The 18,017-nt window shown below is 40.8% G+C and carries 17 protein-coding genes; 8 read left to right on the forward strand and 9 right to left on the reverse strand.

From position 1 onward, the window contains the following. Positions 1 to 32 precede the first annotated feature (32 nt). Positions 33 to 1,067: a virulence RhuM family protein gene (locus HJP15_RS06175; RefSeq protein WP_212760641.1), complete on the forward strand. Its 1,035-nt coding sequence runs from the start codon at positions 33 to 35 to the stop codon at positions 1,065 to 1,067. 261 nt (positions 1,068 to 1,328) lie between these two features. On the opposite strand, the gene HJP15_RS06180 is transcribed toward HJP15_RS06175, so the two are convergent. Further along, positions 1,329 to 1,841: a hypothetical protein gene (locus HJP15_RS06180; protein WP_169326684.1), complete on the reverse strand. Its 513-nt coding sequence runs from the start codon at positions 1,839 to 1,841 to the stop codon at positions 1,329 to 1,331. Between the two features lie 104 nt (positions 1,842 to 1,945). Here HJP15_RS06180 and HJP15_RS06185 point away from each other — a divergent pair, with 104 nt between their 5' ends. Together HJP15_RS06185 and HJP15_RS06190 are read left to right on the forward strand one after the other, a co-directional pair. Then, a complete protein-coding gene (locus HJP15_RS06185) occupies positions 1,946 to 2,650 on the forward strand; it encodes a hypothetical protein (RefSeq protein WP_249365803.1) in 705 nt (234 codons plus the stop codon). Between the two features lie 158 nt (positions 2,651 to 2,808). Continuing rightward, on the forward strand, positions 2,809 to 4,113 hold the full coding sequence (locus tag HJP15_RS06190) for a DEAD/DEAH box helicase (protein ID WP_170173267.1): 1,305 nt from the start codon (positions 2,809 to 2,811) through the stop codon (positions 4,111 to 4,113). A gap of 67 nt (positions 4,114 to 4,180) precedes the next feature. On the opposite strand, the gene HJP15_RS06195 is transcribed toward HJP15_RS06190, so the two are convergent. From HJP15_RS06195 to HJP15_RS06210, 4 genes are all read right to left on the reverse strand, one after another. After that, positions 4,181 to 5,314 (reverse strand): nuclear transport factor 2 family protein, encoded by a 1,134-nt coding sequence (locus HJP15_RS06195; RefSeq protein ID WP_170173268.1) that lies wholly within the window; start codon positions 5,312 to 5,314, stop codon positions 4,181 to 4,183. Between the two features lie 87 nt (positions 5,315 to 5,401). Beyond that, positions 5,402 to 6,424, reverse strand: coding sequence for an AraC family transcriptional regulator (locus tag HJP15_RS06200; protein ID WP_170173269.1), 1,023 nt, complete (start codon positions 6,422 to 6,424; stop codon positions 5,402 to 5,404). A 203-nt stretch (positions 6,425 to 6,627) separates the two neighbouring features. Next, positions 6,628 to 8,025 carry a 5-methyltetrahydrofolate--homocysteine methyltransferase gene (locus tag HJP15_RS06205; protein ID WP_170173270.1) on the reverse strand — a complete coding sequence of 466 codons (1,398 nt, stop codon included), beginning with the start codon at positions 8,023 to 8,025 and terminating at the stop codon, positions 6,628 to 6,630. A gap of 32 nt (positions 8,026 to 8,057) precedes the next feature. Next, a complete protein-coding gene (locus HJP15_RS06210) occupies positions 8,058 to 10,472 on the reverse strand; it encodes a TonB-dependent receptor (RefSeq protein ID WP_170173271.1) in 2,415 nt (804 codons plus the stop codon). 178 nt (positions 10,473 to 10,650) lie between these two features. Between HJP15_RS06210 and HJP15_RS06215 the strand changes: the two genes are divergently transcribed. Genes HJP15_RS06215 through folE2 form a run of 4 tightly spaced genes read left to right on the forward strand, consistent with a single transcriptional unit; the run spans position 10,651 to position 13,826 of the window. Continuing rightward, complete coding sequence (locus HJP15_RS06215) at positions 10,651 to 11,127, forward strand: Fur family transcriptional regulator (protein ID WP_054205896.1); 477 nt, start codon at positions 10,651 to 10,653, stop codon at positions 11,125 to 11,127. A 10-nt stretch (positions 11,128 to 11,137) separates the two neighbouring features. Continuing rightward, on the forward strand, positions 11,138 to 11,566 hold the full coding sequence (locus HJP15_RS06220) for a MerC domain-containing protein (protein WP_054205826.1): 429 nt from the start codon (positions 11,138 to 11,140) through the stop codon (positions 11,564 to 11,566). Continuing rightward, the gene (locus HJP15_RS06225; RefSeq protein WP_054205827.1) at positions 11,563 to 12,891 is read left to right on the forward strand and encodes a dihydroorotase; all 1,329 of its coding nucleotides are present in this window, start codon (positions 11,563 to 11,565) and stop codon (positions 12,889 to 12,891) included. The genes HJP15_RS06220 and HJP15_RS06225 overlap by 4 nt, the downstream gene beginning before the upstream one ends. A 20-nt stretch (positions 12,892 to 12,911) precedes the next feature. Then, entirely contained in the window at positions 12,912 to 13,826 is a 915-nt protein-coding gene (gene folE2 / locus HJP15_RS06230; RefSeq protein ID WP_054205828.1) for a GTP cyclohydrolase FolE2, read from the forward strand. 108 nt (positions 13,827 to 13,934) lie between these two features. Here the strand turns inward: folE2 and HJP15_RS06235 are convergent, their stop codons facing one another. Beyond that, complete coding sequence (locus HJP15_RS06235) at positions 13,935 to 14,732, reverse strand: response regulator (RefSeq protein ID WP_054205829.1); 798 nt, start codon at positions 14,730 to 14,732, stop codon at positions 13,935 to 13,937. 248 nt (positions 14,733 to 14,980) lie between these two features. Between HJP15_RS06235 and HJP15_RS06240 the strand changes: the two genes are divergently transcribed. After that, a complete protein-coding gene (locus HJP15_RS06240) occupies positions 14,981 to 15,415 on the forward strand; it encodes a fatty acid desaturase (RefSeq protein ID WP_349304612.1) in 435 nt (144 codons plus the stop codon). 77 nt (positions 15,416 to 15,492) lie between these two features. On the opposite strand, the gene HJP15_RS06245 is transcribed toward HJP15_RS06240, so the two are convergent. The 3 genes from HJP15_RS06245 to HJP15_RS06255 form a co-directional block, all read right to left on the reverse strand. Beyond that, positions 15,493 to 15,738 carry a DUF3297 family protein gene (locus HJP15_RS06245; RefSeq protein WP_054205830.1) on the reverse strand — a complete coding sequence of 82 codons (246 nt, stop codon included), beginning with the start codon at positions 15,736 to 15,738 and terminating at the stop codon, positions 15,493 to 15,495. Positions 15,739 to 15,854: 116 nt separating this feature from the next. Next, entirely contained in the window at positions 15,855 to 16,298 is a 444-nt protein-coding gene (gene nudB / locus HJP15_RS06250) for a dihydroneopterin triphosphate diphosphatase (RefSeq protein ID WP_054454306.1), read from the reverse strand. Positions 16,299 to 16,549: 251 nt separating this feature from the next. Continuing rightward, positions 16,550 to 17,668, reverse strand: coding sequence for a serine hydrolase domain-containing protein (locus tag HJP15_RS06255; protein ID WP_170173272.1), 1,119 nt, complete (start codon positions 17,666 to 17,668; stop codon positions 16,550 to 16,552). Between the last annotated feature and the right edge of the window lie 349 nt (positions 17,669 to 18,017).

An 18,017-nucleotide genomic window follows, 5' to 3' on the forward strand; every position in this document is an offset into this window, starting at 1 on the left:
TTGATTATTTATTTGAACATAACGGATAAAAAATGACTGAATTAATATCGGATGAAAAAGCGCCGAATGGTGAGTTTCTTTTTTTCACCTCTGAAGATGGTAAAGCAAGGGTTGAGTGCCGTTTTGAATCAGATACTTTGTGGTTAACACAAGCTTCAATTTCAGAGCTGTATCAAGTAACACCTCAGGCTATTACTCAGCATATTAAAGCCATTTTTGATGAAGGCGAACTTGAACAAAATTTAACTTGTAAGCATTACTTACAAGTTCAAATGGAAGGCGGTCGATCTGTGGAGCGCAACAAGCTGCACTATAACCTTGCTATGATTATTGCCATTGGTTACCGAGTTAGGTCAAATAGAGGTAATCAATTTAGACGCTGGGCCACGCAAACCTTGCAAGAGTACCTTATTAAGGGGTTTGCAATGGACGATGAAAGGTTAAAGAACCCAGCCGTTGATAACTCCTTAGTGCCAGACTATTTTGATGAAATGCTCGAACGCATTCGTGATATTCGCACCAGTGAACGTAGAGTGTATTTACGGGTGCGTGAAATATTTGCGATGGCCGCAGATTACGAGCCCAGCAATAAAGAAACAACACATTTTTTTCAAAGTATTCAAAACAAATTACACTATGCCACAACCGGTATGACCGCAGCTGAGCTTATTGTTACACGCGTAGATGCCGATAAACCTAATGCAGGATTAACCGTTTTTAAAGGTGATGAAGTACGTAAAGGCGATGTGACCATAGCTAAAAATTATTTGACCCAAGAAGAAGTGAGCGAGTTAAATCGAATTGTTACTATGTGGCTCGATTTTGCTGAAGATCAAGCACTACGTCGTAAGCAAGTATTTTTAAATGATTGGGATGAAAAACTCGATAGTTTTCTTGAGTTTAATGATCGAGATGTATTGCAAGGTAGGGGTCATATTTCGAAACAACAGGCAGATATTAAAGCTAGACAGGCTTACGAAAACTATGAAATAAAGCGTCGTGCTTTAAAAGAAGATCAAGGGCTACAAGACAGTATCGCCGCTTTGCGCGCCATCAACAAAAAGTAATAGTAGCAATTAGCAGAACAATAATAACAAGATGTCGAACTTATTCAGGTATATGAGAGTAGTTTATTTGCCTTAAAAAGCCTTTTTCGCTAGCCTCGATGCATTATTATTTTTTGTGATTTTTGCTATGAGTGAATTCCAGTTATATCAATTTCAAGCCATTGATGCCCCTTTAACGCATCAATAAAATCACTAATCCCTACTTAACGGGCAATAAATGCGTTAATAACGCAGGCTTAGTTAAGCCTGCGCATGAATAGATTAATTTTCGCGGTATTCGTAGCGCACACCACCACGCGTACCATTACCGCCACCATTATTTCTGAGTTTTAGTATATAACTACCACTACTTAAATATTGGCCAATATGGGTGCCAGAGTCAATAATTCGATTGTCACGATATAAAACGAGCTCCATATCATGACCATCGTAATTTTTTTCGATAGTGAAAAAGAATGAGTTACATCCACCTCCAAAACTTGAAAATCGCGCTAGTGTAGCTTCTTCATCTATCTTAACGCTGGCATATTTGGTGTATTTATATGTTTCACAGCGTGAACTCGCCCATTGTGGATTTAACTCAGCGGCTCTTTGGTTGACATCCAGCTCACCCAATTCAGAGCGATCAAGTAATTCAGCCATTGTTATACCTTCGGCTTTTGCCACTGCCTCGGCTCGTTTTGTTAATTCACTTTCTACTGTAGCCATAGCTAAAGTGCTAGTCGCGGTTAAAGCAGTGAGGATAATAGCGTTGAGTAAATGTGTAAGTTTCATCTTAGTCCTTTGAGTTTTAGATAATTTCCAATATAGATAGTGACACTTTGCATGCCGAAGAGAATGTTACAGTAATATTTTGTTCCTGAAAAAGGGGCGCTGAAATGTCACGTTTTAATGAATTACCTAAAGTAGGTCCTAAACTAATAAGTAAGTCAGCCGATACAGAAATACTTGAATGCAGAACAACTAAAAAAGGAACTTTTATGACTATTAATTTTAATATTCATCAAGCGGTAAGTCTGACTACTACAAATCAACCCAAAGCGCCGATAGCTCCTCAGCAGCAAGTGGCAGATGCTAAAAAAGAGGTAGAACCAGAAGCAGAAGCGATTGCTGCATTTACCGGAGGAGCACAAAAAAGCTCACCCTATAGTGCGCTGCTTAATCCTGAAGGCTTTGACTTTAGTAATATGTCGATCAATGAATTCAAAGGGATAGTCGATGCGGTGAGAAAACTTGAGTCGGATACACAAAGAGCAAGCGGTAACACAGAAAGCCTCAGAGGAGCATTTTGGGGGGATGTTATGGATGTAAAGGGCTCTCTTGAAGGGATCAACTTCCAGAACAGAGGTTTTTCTTCAAGTGATAAAATCGATATAACAGCATTTTTTGAACTTGGTGTTAAGGAAGCACAACAAATGCGAAAAGAGCACCCTCGCTCTTTTAGTAAAGTTGTTGGATATGCGCAGTCTGCTTTATCAACGGTAGAAAAATTAACCTCAGAATCTTTTATTAAAGAATATCAAGCTAAGGCCGTTGAGTTCTTAAAAAGCCAAGATACCCCATTGATAAAAACGCAGGCTTAGTTAAGCCTGCGCATGAATAGATTAATTTTCGCGGTATTCGTAGCGCACACCACCACACGTGCCATTACCTAAAACACATTAAAATCACTTATCCCTACTTAACGGGCAATAAATACGCTAAAATTGCAGGCTATTTTTAGTAATGAGCCGCACTTTTTATGACCTCAGCCGCAAACCCTAGTAATTTCAACGAACTTGGCCTTATTCCAGAGCTAATTGCTCGATTGTCTGATCTTGAATACACGCAACCTACGTCGATTCAGGCAAAAGCAATTCCAAGTATCTTGGCGGGAAGTGACTTAATTGCTGGGGCGAATACCGGCTCAGGTAAAACAGCAACGTTTGCATTACCTATGTTGCAAAAAGCTTTCCTAGAGCAGGGCGCTAAAAGTACTGCAAGTAAGGGTAACTTTGTAACAGGGCTTATTTTAGTGCCGACTCGTGAGCTTGCTACGCAAGTGGCCGATAGTGTTAAGTCGTATTCTGCAAATTTTAATGGCGCGATTAAAACGGTGGCGGTGTTTGGTGGTGTGTCGGTTAATACCCAAATGCAGGCACTTCGTGGTGGCGCTGATATTATTGTGGCAACACCAGGTCGCTTGCTCGATTTAATCTCAAGCAATGCGATTAAGCTCGATAAATTAAATACCCTTGTGCTTGATGAAGCCGACCGTATGCTAAGCCTTGGCTTTACCGAAGAACTTGCTGAGCTATTGGCATTAATGCCAGTTAAAAAGCAAACTATGTTGTTCTCAGCGACCTTTCCTGAGCAAGTAACACAATTAACGCAAGAGCTGCTAAATAATCCAGTTGAAATACAAGTACAAAACAAAGAAGAGAGCACACTTGTACAGCGCGTGTTTAGTGTTAACAAAGGCGAAAAAACCACGGTTTTAGCGCATTTAATTAAAACTCACAAATGGCGCCAAGCGCTGATTTTTGTGAACGCCAAAAAAGATTGTGAGCACTTAGCCAGCAAACTTGAAAAGCGCGGCGTGAATGCGCAAGTATTCCATGGTGATAAAGGCCAAAGCGAGCGTTCTCGGGTAATCGAAAAGTTTAAAAATGGCGAAATTGAAGTACTGATTGCAACCGATATTGCCGCCCGTGGTTTAGATATTGAAAAGCTGCCAGTGGTAATAAACTTTAACCTACCACGCAGCCCCGCTGATTACATGCACCGTATTGGCCGAAGTGGCCGTGCTGGTGAAGTAGGTTTAGCGTTATCACTAATTGATTATGAAGACTTTCATCACTTTAGAATCATCGAGAAGAAAAACAAGCTACGTTTAGAGCGCGAAGAGGTTACAGGCTTTGCCGTAAACCAAGCCAACCTTGATGCAGCACAGGCGCTTAAAAATGATAAGCCAATGGCAAAACCTGAAGGCACAGGTAAGAAAAAGAAAAAAAATAAAACCGATGATATAGATGATGTATGGAGTGGCTGGAGAGGGCGCAATTAATAGACACAAAAAAGCCGACATACGTCGGCTTTTTTATTGGGAAGTTAAAAACATGTTTAAAGTTAAATTACATGTTATTTAGTTGTTTAACCATCGCTTGGGCTACTTCTCGTGAAGATTGATAATTTGTACCGGTAATAATCCGTCCGTCAACTTCAATAAATGATTGGTTTCGTTGCCCATAATTGAATATTCCACCGCGTTGTTTAATGAGGTTGTCTATCGCAAAGGGAAATTGTTGATAATAAGCGGCGTCTGTTTTTTCAAAGGCTGTTGGGTAGCCTGTAATTTTACGCCCTGCGACTAAGTACTCGCCACTAGCCAGTTTGAGATTAACGATACCTGCGGTGCCATGGCAAACAGCCGAAATTATCCCTTTATTTTGTTCGTAAACATGCATAGAAATTGCTTGAATGTTTTTGTTTTCCGCGACCTGATACATCGCATTACCGCCACCAACATAGTGAACAGCTAAATACTTTTCAGGGTCGACTTGTTCAGGTGCTAATGTGTACGCTAACTTGTACATAAAATCTTGATTATAAATGTATTGGCGATGTGTTTTATCTGAAGTATTAATATAGGCTAGTGGTAAGGTACCCCCTTTGCTACTTACAACATCAACCTGATACCCTGCATTTATGAATACGTCATAAGCTTCTACTAATTCAGAAAAGCTAGTGCCAGTAGCTAGGGCTGAGTCGCCATGAAAGTCGGCGCTCGATACTATAAATAACACACGTTTATCCATCGCAGCTAAAACCTGTTCTGATTGCGTAATATCCAGTTGGTTGGCTGTTTTACTAACAATTTTCCAGCCATCAGAAAAGCGTTTTAGTAAGAACTGATCGATGTATTGTTTTACGGGTGAGGCGGTCGTTATTTTTGCACGAGCCGTGGCTATATCGTTATCAACTGTTATTGAAAGAATGGCACCTGTTCGCGTTACTTTTTTTGTTTTAAACCAACTTGCAAATTCCTTTGCCGTAACTTGCCAAAAGGGTTTATTAGGATGACTCAGAATTAGGCTTGCTTTAGGGTGAAATGCTGAAGTTATTAAAGTTGGATCTGCATTGCTTGTACCGTTTATGTATTTTTGAATGACCTCTTGCACTGCTTGCTGTTGCTTAGAGTTATTCGCTAAGGTTGAAAACTGAGTGATTATCAGTAGTAATGTAAAAATTTTAATGATTGTTTTCACAGTTATAAGCTCTTAATTGATTGTGCCTTCAATTTAAGCTAACTATATTTAAAACAATGAATTAGTTTATATTTTAGGAGTCTCGAATTATAAATTGAGAGTTCTAAACTTATTTGGAGTCAATCCAGTTTGTTGTTTAAACGCATTATAAAATGTGGATGGTGCGCTAAAACCGCTTTGCTCTGCAATATCATCAATACTGGTGTTTGGGCGTGCAAGCAATAGCTCTTTTGCACATGCCACGCGCAAACTATTGACGTATTGTTTAAAGTTCATTTGATAGTGCTTATTGAGCAATTGCGATAAAACAGTATGCGATGTTGACAACCGTTTAGCCAAGCGAGGCAAAGTTAACTGTGGATCGATATACAGCTGATCTTTAGCCATCAATTGATTTAGCAAAATAGAGTACTGTTCTGCCTGCTCTTTAGACAATTTATTATTGGCGTATTTATCTACTTTATTCGATGAAGGCGAAGGTGGTTTTAACAGTATTATTAACGATAAATATAAGACGACCGAAAAACTGATCGCTCCCATAATATAAGATGTATATGAGGCAGTAAAGTACGCCAGCCAAATTAAGCTACACCCAACGATAGTGATAAATGTTTGCTCAGAAAGAAGCTGCTTCCAATTACTGGCTACTTCTTGAAAGCGAGAATAATAAAGGTAGCTTGCGATTATAAGGCAGACAAACCATAGATAGCTTGAGCCTCGGTATAGCCAGTATTGCCATAATTCAAGATTTGCACTGTAGGGATAAACCATCCCAATAGTCAAAATAACCCCCGCTAGAAAAATTAGTAGCCTGCTAGGGAGGTTATTTTCAGTGGCTGATGTTGATTTCGTATAGGTGTAGACAACTAAGCAGGGGCCAAGTAGGCAGCATGCGGTCAGCCCTATTTGTAAAATACTTTTATCGAGTGTGGGTATAAAATAAAAGGCGACTGATTTAGCAATACGAACACTGATTAGTAGCAGCAGGGTAGCTAGCCATATGTCTGAAGGTTGTTTATTTCTACGTACAAATAGCCATAGCGCCAATATAACGCCGTTGAATGCGCCTAATGATGAAAAGAAAAACAATAGGTATGAATAAGCGTTCATAAAAAGTTAAGTCCATTAATTTGCGTTAACTATCCCAAATTAACCTTTGAATCGCAAATCTATTGCTATACCTAATTTTTAGATTAATAAAGCGCTTTATTAAATAAGTAAAAATACCGAACAATTTACAGTATTGTTCGGTATTAGCGTCTCATACTATAGGCGTTCTATCAGCATTCACGATGTTATGTACGCTCATAAACCTAGTGTTCGTGAGCGTGTTCTTCCTCTTGTGCAATACCTAACCAAGTAATAGCCGCTGGTGGGAATGTAAGCTCTAGTTCACCTTCCACTTCTAGGTCTTCTAAGTGCACTTTTACAACGTGTTGAGCAATTGGGTCTGCAACGTAAGCAAAGTGACCGTTTTGTGCTACTGTCATACTAAACTTCATACCCTCAGGCATGGTTGTTACGTCTTGTTCAGTGATATCAACTTGACCTGCTAGTTCCCAGTGCGTGTGACCGTCGTGCGCATGTGCCTCAAGTACATTTAAAAAGCCTAGGCTGTCTAGTACTAAAAAGTGCTCGCCATTGGCTGAGAAAGAGTAAGATACCGCACTTGCGCCATCGGCTAGTTGCCATTCTAACGCTTCCATTTCAGCGTCGCTTGGGTTGATACTTAACAGTACAGCAGCGCCGCCGCCATGACCCGAAGCTATACCAATAAATGTATCGCTTTTTTCGTGGCCGTATAATCGACCAATTCGTAGATCGCCTACAGCATCAATGTTGGCCACTTTTACAGCTTCGTACTCGTCATTATGTTGATGCGCTAATAGCACGCCGTCACTACAACCAAATGCGATGGTGTCGTGGTTTTGTGCTGCACCGTGTAAATCTGGGCAAGTAAGTTCAAGTGTTTGCTCTAGTTCGTATTCGCCATCGTGAAGGTGGTAAACACCGACTTGATCAGGCAGAATCTTAGCGTTTGATGTACTCTGTGCATCATCGCGACGAATTGTTGATAATACGTGCTCGCCGCGTGGCTGCGCTACACCGTGCATATTTATATTGTAGCTAATGCTTGGTAATGCCGCTGTTGCGTTTGTAATATCGTTGTCGGTTAGAACCGCTACTGAGGCGGTTGTGCCTGAGTCTGTATCACCATCATAAAATATAGCTAATTTACCATCGTGATTAACGAGGTGGGTAGGGCGGCTGCCGCTGGTTAGTTCATAACTGCTAAGTACAGGGCTTTGTTCGTAGTCATGTAGGTGTGCACCGTGATCTTCACGCCATAAGCCACCATCAATAAAGCCAAGGTAATCTTGGCTGCGACTTGCAATAAGTGCATAACGAAAATCAGGAGACACTGACAGCGTATTTGAATCATGTGTTAGGGTGAATGTTTCAAGCAGTTTATTGTCGTCTAAGTCAAAAAAGCTGGCTGCGTTGCTATCAGCGGCAAGTACAGCGAGTCTTCCTAATGAGTCGATTGTATAGCCATCGCCGTGGTCGCCACCATCACCGTGATCATGGCCGTCATCAGGCACTGCAATTGGATCTTTTTCAACAATGTTGGTTTCTGCATCGCCGCAGGCTGTAATTAATGTACTGCTAATTGCAAGTGCAATAAGTTTTAGTTTGAATAGTTTGGTCATGTTAGTTTCCTTTAATTTATAATTTTTATGGCTTAGAAATAGCCACGAATGCCTAATGCAAAGCTACGGCCTGGGCGTGGCGCAATATTCTTTAAGAATGAGCTATGCACACGGGCTTCTGTGTTTGTTAAATTTGTGCCTCGTAGGTACAAAGAAAGGTCTTGATTGAGTACCGACAAATCATAAGAAATACTGGCATTGACCAAGGTGTAACCATCGGTAGCAGTTTCTTCAGGAGCGGTACGGTCTTGCTCTTGGTAGCGAGTGGCATGAATGTGAGCACTGAGTTTTTCGGTTTGGTAGCTAAACTCTGTACCGAAACGCAGTGGCGGCGTACGCGGTAGATTTCCACCTGAGTCAAGGCGAGCGCGCACGTAATCTGAAAATAGCTCAAGCTTGAACTCGTTGGTTAACTGCCATGCAACTTGCGCTTCAAAACCGTGTAAAGTTACATCGTCCGTCTTGAATAAATAAACAGGTAATTCAGATGAATGATCATGCTCGTCACCGTGATCATGGTCATTCCCGTGGTCGTGGCCACTTTCAGCGTATAAGCCAGTTTCAACTTGATAATAATAGTTGTCTACTTGGTTATAGAAGGCATTAAAAATGAAGCCTATATCGCCTTGGGTTTTACGAAAGGTTAGGTCAATATTATTGGCGGTTTCTAAATCAATGGTGTGATCAGATAAGCCTAAATGGCCGTCTTCATGAATATCAAACAATGCGCCGACTTCATAGGTTGCAGTACCAATATGAGGGCCGAACGACAATAACTCTGATGCTGATGGTGCACGCTCTGAACGCGACAATGACAAGCCTAAATTATAGCTAGGAGCAAAGTCCCAGACTACGCCAGCAGATAAGCTAACAGGGGTAAATTCATGCTTTGCGTCAAATACGCGAGTTGCGTTGCTGTGTTCATCATGGCCGTGATCATGGTCGTCATGTCCACCTACGTCGTCGTGCGCGTGGGCATCAATACTAGGTAGTAATACGTTATCTGCATCGATAGTTACGCGTTCGGCGCGGCCACCTAATTGCACTAAAAAATCACCAAAGTGTCTTTCTTCCATTAGTGCAATGGCATAGCTTTGTGTTTGTGAAGGAGGGGTAAACGCTTCTGAGCCTTGTGCTTCAACATCACTTTGTTTGTAATGAAAGCTAATGCCGCCATTCCACTCATTAAATTGATTATGCAAAATGTCTACGCGTAATTCGTTGGTTTCATTTTTAAATGTGGTACCAACTGAGCCATGTTCAATTTCTGCGTGTTCGTAATCAGTAAAACCTGCACGTAGGTTGATTTTATTAAGCCATTTACTATCTAGGTTGTATTCACCTAATAGTTGCACTTTAGTTTGTTCTAAATCGGCAAATACGCTTTCTTCTTCATCACTGTGCTCGTCTTCACCACCGTGAGAGTGACCCGGAATGCCGTATTGACGATTAAATTGCTCGATGGCTAAACCAATAAAGCCTTGATCGAATAAATAGCTGGCGCCAACAGTAAAGCCGTCAGACTCTTCGTTGCTGTTTTTTACAACATAATCACTATGGTGTTCTGCATGGTCATGATCGTCATGTGCTAATTCAGCAGCGACGGGTATTTCATAGTCATTCGCTTCTCGCCAAAATGCATCAGCATAAAAAGCAAACGAATCAGTGCCTGTGGTGGCATTAAAAGAAGCAACGGTTTGGTCATCAACCGAGTTGTGCTCTACATTCCATTCACCACGAGTTGAACTGTCTGTTGGTACGCGATTATCTACCACATTGACTACCCCGCCAATTGCACCGCTGCCGTAAAATAACGTTGCAGGGCCGCGTAATACCTCTATTTGTTGTGCAGTTGACGCCTCTGAAGCAACTGAATGGTCTGGACCCACTCTTGATACATCACTCACATCAAGGCCATTTTGAGTGATCAGAACTCGAGGTCCACTTAAGCCTCGAATAATTGGGGTGCTGGCGACTTTGGCGTGAAAATTAGTATTAACACCTGGCAGTCTTTCCAAGCTGTCACCGAGTGTTGCGGCTTGTTCGCGTCTTAATTTTTCACCGGATAAAACACTCACCGGAGAGGCAGATTCCATTGCTGACATATGAATTGGGGTTGCTTCAATGTCAATAACTTCAATTGGTGAGCGCTCTAAATTAAAAGCAACCGATTGGCTATCACTGGTATTGAGCATGATATCGCGATGAAGGTGAGCATAACCTGGGGCAACAACGTGAAGTTCTTTTAAACCGTCTTTTAAGCCCGTTATTACAAATTTGCCGTTTGCATCCGTTGTAACTTTTATGTCTGAGCCTTCAACTTCTACTGTTGCGTTGGCAACAACGTTACCTTGCTTGTTTAACACAACGCCTTCAATGGATTTTGCAAGCACACTTGCGGGTAATAAAGCCGCTATCAACACAGCTAATTGAGATCTTCGTTTCATTTGACTACCTTAGTGAATGTTATACTATATCAATTGTGCTTGAAATGTTATATTGTATCAATAGAAAAATTAATTAATGTTTGGCGCAAATGGAACAGGTTTACACGAAATGGAATCATGATAAGGGGCAAGGAATGGCAAAGTTTGAGTTGAGTAAGCCTGAGTTAGTGTGGTCAAAGTGAATCAACGGCAAGTTAAAAAAGCGATTCGTTTTGCAAATATTAAGTGCGAAACATCAGGAAAAAAACTGACTGAAAAACGTCAGCAGGTACTCGAAATTTTACTCCATGCAAATAAGCCTTTGTCGGCTTATGAACTTACTGACCAATTCAATAAGGTGATGGATGTGCCGATTTTGGCTATGTCAGTTTATCGGATTTTAGATGTTTTAGAATCGGTCAACTTGGTACATAGATTAAAATCAGAGAATAAATTTATGGCATGCAGTCATGCCAATGATGGATGCCAGCATCAGTTATCTATGTTTTTAATTTGTGCTTCATGTAACAAAGTGACCGAGATGAATGATGATAATGACAAGGTGAAGGCTTTGTTTGAACATTTGGAGCTTACAGGTTTTTCGCCGGCGGGTTCGCAGTTAGAGATTTCGGGATTATGTTGCCAATGCAAGCCAAAATTGCCGCAGTCCAATTAGAGGAAATAGAATGAAATCGACACAAAGTGTAATGGATAAGCTTGCTATAGGTCTTTCAATGGTATGCACAGTTCATTGTTTTGCCACACCTATTTTACTAACACTTTTACCTAGCTTTGCTGCCTTACAACTTGATAATGAACAGTTCCATTTATGGATATTGGCAGCTGTAATACCTACAAGCATACTTGCATTAAGTTTAGGTTGTAAAAAGCATAAACGTTTTCGCTATATGGTGTCAGGGCTTGTTGGTGTGATTTTAATGGTACTCGCAGTGACCGCTGGTGAGGCGTTATTCGGTGAGTTAGGCGAGAAAGGGTTTACGCTATTAGGTGCGGCTTTTATTGCTGTTGCCCATTGGTTTAATTTTCGTCAGTGTATAGCCAAAAATAATGAAGACTGTCCGTGTTCAGCTAGCATGTCAGAGCAAGTAAATTGAAAGCCACATTAATTAAACATGCCTGTGTAGTCAATGAGGGTAAGTCGCAGGTTCTTGATGTGCGCATTGTTGGTGGGCGTATCGATAAAATAGCGGCGGATATACCCGCACAAGCGAATGACCATGTAGTTGCAGCAAATGGGTGTTATTTATTACCTGGAATGATTGATGATCAGGTGCACTTTCGCGAACCTGGTTTAACTCATAAAGGCAATATTGGCAGTGAATCGCGCGCAGCCGTTGCAGGTGGCATCACTAGTTTTATGGAAATGCCAAATGTAAGCCCGTCAACGACCACGATTGAGGCACTGGAGCATAAGTTTGCGCTAGGTCGCGACAGCTCATTGGCAAACTATAGCTTTTATTTAGGTGCTACTGAAAATAATTTAGAGCAAATTAAAAGGCTTGATCCAACTCGCCATTGTGGCGTAAAAGTTTTTATGGGGGCATCCACAGGGGATTTACTTGTTGAGCACCCTGATGCGTTAGATGCAATTTTTAAAGAGAGCCCAATTTTAATTGTGACCCACTGTGAAGATGGTCGTGTTATTGAAAAAAACCTTGGTAAGTTGCAGGGGAAAACCTTAGACATACACGATCACCCTATTATCCGAGATACGCAGGCTTGCTATGCCTCATCATCTTATGCTGTTGCATTGGCTAAAAAGTATCAGTCGCAATTACATGTATTGCATATCACCACAGAAAAAGAGCTTAGCTTGTTTTCAGCGGGTGATATTCGTAATAAACATATAACTGCTGAGGCCTGTGTTCATCATTTGTGGTTCAGTGCAGAGGATTATGCAAAGCAAGGTAATTTGATTAAATGTAATCCAGCAATCAAAGCAAAAAGCGACCGCGATGCCCTACTCAATGCAGTTATAAATGGTCAAATTGATATTATTGCAACCGATCATGCTCCACATACTTGGAGTGAAAAACAGGTTCCTTATAGTCAAGCACCAGCAGGCCTGCCTTTGGTTGAACATGCATTATTAACTTTGCTTGAACACGTAGAGCAACAGCGCTTAACACTAGAGCAGGTCGTTGAAAAAACAGCCCATAATCCTGCATTGCGTTACCACATAATAGATCGTGGTTTTATTCGTGAAGGCTATTTTGCCGATCTGGTTTTAGTTGATACAAATCAGCAAACCTTAGTCAATCATACAAGCACCCGCTACCACTGTGAATGGACCCCCTTTGACGGTCATCGATTCCCGGCAAAAATTATGGCCACGTGGGTTAATGGTAAACAAGTATTTGATGGCCAGCAGCTAATAGACACGACTGGCATTGCAATGCCTTTGTTATTTAATCGTTAAAAGTGAATAGTAGTTAAAATATGAAATTACAATTACCTGATATTGCATCTGGGCAGCGCGCCGGGGCAGCCTTACCATTAAAATGGGTTGGTATGGAAGGCATTGCCATTCCTTTAAATATTATTGAACAACCCAGCTCATCAATTGCAGCAAAAGCGGATGTATTTGTAAGTTTAGATAAAGCTGACGCGAAAGGCATACATATGTCGCGGTTGTATCTAAGGGTAAAAGATATTTTGGCGCGAGAGCAATTAAGTGTAGGTGTGTTGGCTGCTCTTTTAAAAGAGCTAGTCGAGTCTCAACAAGGATTAAGCCTTGCTGCACGACTGCAATTAGCGTTTGAATTAACAATTCGCAAACCTGCGTTGCTCAGTGATCAATTTGGTTATCAAACTTATCCTGTGAGTATTCGTTGTGAATACATTAATGAACAAATGAATATGGAGTTGTCACTGACCATTCCTTATTCAAGTACATGTCCTTGTTCTGCGGCTTTATCAAGGCAGGCAATGAGTGATGCCATTACTTCACAGTTTAGTCAGGATCTTATATCTAAAGAGCAGCTTTTAGATTGGGTTACCTCGCAGCAAGGTTCAGTTGCAACACCACATAGTCAGCGTTCATATGCCTATTTAAAATTACGCCTGCAAAATAATGCGTTGCCGAACCTTGAAACGTTGATTAAAAACTTAGAAGAAGTGATAGGCACACCTGTGCAAACCGCAGTAAAACGCGAAGACGAACAAGCGTTTGCAAAATTAAATGCTGAAAACCTCATGTTCTGTGAAGACGCAGCAAGACGTTTAAAACTAGCGCTAGAAAATAATGGGCAAGTCATCGACTATTGGTTTAAGGTTGAGCATCAAGAAAGTTTACATGCTCATAATGCGGTGGTTATTGATCATAAATCTTCACATGGTTACGAAAAGCTTTAAAGACCCAAAATGGAGAGTTTTATAGGTGAAATGACTCACTAACCGTATGAGTTATTTCCCTGTTATTAAACTGTAATAACAGGTCATTAATTTAATGCTATGGGTATATTAAGACATAATTTTAAACAGCAGCTCTCTTACTGTTGCGGGTTCAAATGGCTTGTCACAAATGGCATCTACACCCGCTTGGGCAATGTTTGCTAAATGAGTTTCGTTGGCTTCCGAACTTACCATTAGAACCGGAATATGCGAATAGGTTGCTGAGCTTCTTACTGTTTCGGTCAGTTCTTTGCCATCCATTTCAGGCATGTTGTAGTCGGTTACAATTAAATCGAACGACTGTTCATTAAGCAGTTCTACAGCTTTTTTTCCATCTTCTGCTTCAACAGGTGCAGGGATCCCCATACCTGCAAGCACCCTTATAATATGCTTACGCGCAAAACGGCTATCATCAACAACAAGCACGCGCAGCAAAGTGACATCAAAATGCTCTAATTCAACTTCTTCTTCACTAATAATATCTAATGTTGCTTTAAGCGCACGGGTAATTGCTTCGGCGCTAAATGGCTTGGGTAGAATAGCTAATACCCCAGATTGCCTTAGTTGCTCTAAATATTTTTTGTTGCGCTCGCTTGATACCAACATAAACGCTTGATGCTCAGTTTGTGGTGTTGAGCGTATTTTCTGTAAAAGTGAATCAGCGGTGCCGTCAGAAAAATACATGCTACTGATCACTAAATCAGGCTGATAGCTATCAAGCAACGCTAAAGCTTGGGCTTGTGTGTTAGCTGTTTCAACTTGAGTTACACCGCTCTGAGTCAGTGATTTTATTATCAACTTTTGTTGCACATCGGAAGGCTCAACTAACAGTATTGATAAATTGGCTATTGCGGTTAAATCACTCATTTATATCTCTTCAGTGTTGTTGTTATACGAAAGCTTTTGCTTAGATCGGTATTATAGATCAACAATATGCCCTAGCAGGACAAAACTTTGCATTTTTGTAACTAAAAGTATTAAAAAGCATGTAAAACAAAGAGTAAAAAGGCCTATGAAAGGCCAATGGCAGAGTGTGAAGGTTAGTCTGTAGTCTTTTTTTGCTCTTTTGCGATATAAAACTTGCCGATCCACCAAGCTTTAATATTGAATCGAGTGTGGCCAATAGTCGCGTGTATTTATGGATGCAAAGAACATGGATGCTGCAACAACTCCCTTTAGCGCTGCTATTATTTTGGCTGGGCGGTGTCTCTTGGGTGGTGTGGGGTGTATGCCTTAGAGTGAGTGTATCTGTGGTTGGGCATTGGTTAATTGGTTATTTTGCACATAATCATGGGCAAAGGGATTGGCATGTTGAGCAAGCATATGTTCAAGGCTATAACGTGCCTTTTGCTGCATTATTAACTATGGGCGAAAGTTATCATAACAATCATCATGCATTTCCTGGCTCTGCAAATTTTGCTTTAGAAAAAGGGCAATTGGATATTGGCTGGTGGGTGTTAAAAGGGTTGTTCGCGATCGGTTTGGTGTGGGGTTTAGTATTGCCGCAGCATTTAGCACAACGTGACGAGTTAGTACGAATAGATCGCTAATATGGTGTTGTGCTTACGACGGATACGTTAATATTCATCGTAAGCTGCAACGTTGAGCTTTTGTTTACCGTTAGGTATTAACGATAAAACGCTTCAACAGTGCCTTTTACTTTAATTAAAAGTGGTTGGCCGCGGCGATCTAACGCTTTTGGTGCTGCCACTTTGATCCAGCCTTCGCTGATGCAGTATTCTTCAACGTCTGAGCGCTCTTTGCCATTGTGGCGAATACCAATGTCGTGATCAAAAACGGCTTCCACATAATGTGGGCTACGAGGGTTGATCGAAAGTTGATCAGGTAGTTCAGGTTTATTTGTGTCAGTCATAATTGTGATCTGCAAAGAATAGATTGTGCGCTATTGTAGGCAATACACGCTTTAGGCTCAATAGTGGCTGTGATAAATATGAACGATTACCGCTAAAATAGCTAAGAGATAGGAGCTTATAGAGCCAATATCTCGTCGCGGTTGCTCGGTGACCATGCTTTGTTTGCGGCTTGTTGTTGCGGTAGCCATTCGTAGTCAGTGTGTTCTTTAGGATCGAGTATGATGACGATATCATCTGGGACGCAAACACTAAACACATGCTCGGTATTAATAAGCGCGTTGGCATGATAACGATGACGCCAGTTTTCGCGGATAGTATATTGGTTGGTCTTTTGGTGATTGCGAATGGTTAAACCTAATGACCGTGCATCAATGCCGGTTTCTTCAAGTAATTCGCGGTAGGCGGTTGTTGTAGGGCTTTCGCCTTCATCGATGCCACCTGTGACTGATTGCCAAAAATTAGCGTCGTCAGTGCGTTGAATCAATAAACAGTCTTTATTGTTTTTATAAATAACCACCAGCACAGAAAAGGGCTGACGAAGTGGTAAGTTTGCTGACAAAATAAACGCTCATTCTACTTAGTTATCGCTAGTTTAGCGCAGTAAAAACTAAGAAACTAGCGTGAAGTGTCACTTGTTTGGTGTGGCTCTTAACTAAGTGCTTAAACCACCCAGTATGTAGAATTCAGCGCATTGATTACTTTGAGCTGCTATTCGAGGGCTTGGGTAGGAAGCGCAGAATAAGCCCTGAGAGTTGGTTAAACAAGCGACATAAGGTCTTAACTTTAGGTCGCTTGTGCTTCATTTAATGGTTAATTAGAAATAATTTCTATAATCTTTTTACTATATTCAGTAGGGTTAAGCGTGTCATCGTTGCAAAAAACTATTGCGGAGAGTTGCTTGTCAGGGATGCGTTGATAGTGCGTTGCTACACCTAGCCAGCCACCGCCGTGGGAAAAAACTTTACCGTCGTCTTTTTCTTCAACCCCTTGCCCGTTTGCATACAAAGAGCCTCTTGTTAAATGTTGGCTATTAGGCGTATTAAAATGCTTAAGTAAAGCATGCGGCTGTTTGCCTAAAGTAGGGCTATAAAAATAGTGATCCCATAGCAGCATATCCTCAATATTTGTATGTAAGCCACCATCGCCGACCCAAAATAAATTGGTCATATTTGTAAAGTATTCACCACTTTTGTTTTTACTGTACCCACTGGCTCTATTAGCGACTATCTCAGTGCTATCATCACTAAAAAAGGTATGCTTCATACCAAGAGGTTTAAATATACGTTTATCGGAATATGTTCTTAATGATTCCCCTGAAACTTTTTCGACCAGCATCGAAAGTAAAAAATACGCGTAGTTGCTATATTCCCATTGTTGATCGGGTGCTCTTCTTAATGGCACTGTTTTTACATAATCGTAAAACTCTTTAATACTCAGGTAATCTTGATTGCCAAGCCTAAATGGCCCTCCCGCGGAAGAGCGTAAATCCATTGCCTTTTCATCTGTTAGGTCATCCACAAAGTCGTAATCACCCATGCCCGAGAAATGCCCAAGCATCGAGTTAATTGTTACTTTGTTTTTATAATCACGTAATTCGGGCAAGTGTTCACGAATGTCGTCCTCTAATTTTATTTTTCCTTCATCAGCCAAAAGTAATACGGCCATCGCTGTGAATTGTTTTGATACAGAGGCGATACGATGAATATGATTGCCATCTAAAGGTACATTTAGTTCAAGGTTTGCTGACCCATATCCAGCTTGATGTATGAGCTCTCCTTGTTTAATAGCGCCAACGGTACAACCAGGGATATTGTCAGATATATCACTAAAAAGTGCGTCTATTTGTTCAGCATATGAAGGTTGAGTTTGAGCGAATACGCTATTTGAAGATACCAATAAAGCTAAGTGAACAACTGTTCTTTTAATCATATTATTCCTTAATATTATATTTTTATTATTTACTCAATTAATTAAAATTGAACGATCTATCAGCACAAAGGCGAGTATTTTGATTCTATGCATTAAGAGGTAAAGCGATATAAAGTAATTGCTACTTGTTAATGTGTAATAAAAAAGTAGGAAAAACATCCAAAGAATATTTGTTTCTTCTTCAATCTTCAACCTCAAAATGATTAGGGGTGGTTTTATTCTAAGGGGCTATAAATAGGGTTGTGCTGAGGCTGCCTTAGACATCATGCCAATCCGTATTCTGAAAAAGTGATACTGGGTGCAATAAGGGCGGAAGCAATCGTATGCTGGGCATTAGTGGGTAATATTA

The organism is Pseudoalteromonas sp. NEC-BIFX-2020_002, assembly GCF_013002825.1.
In the GTDB taxonomy this organism is placed as follows: domain Bacteria; phylum Pseudomonadota; class Gammaproteobacteria; order Enterobacterales; family Alteromonadaceae; genus Pseudoalteromonas; species Pseudoalteromonas neustonica.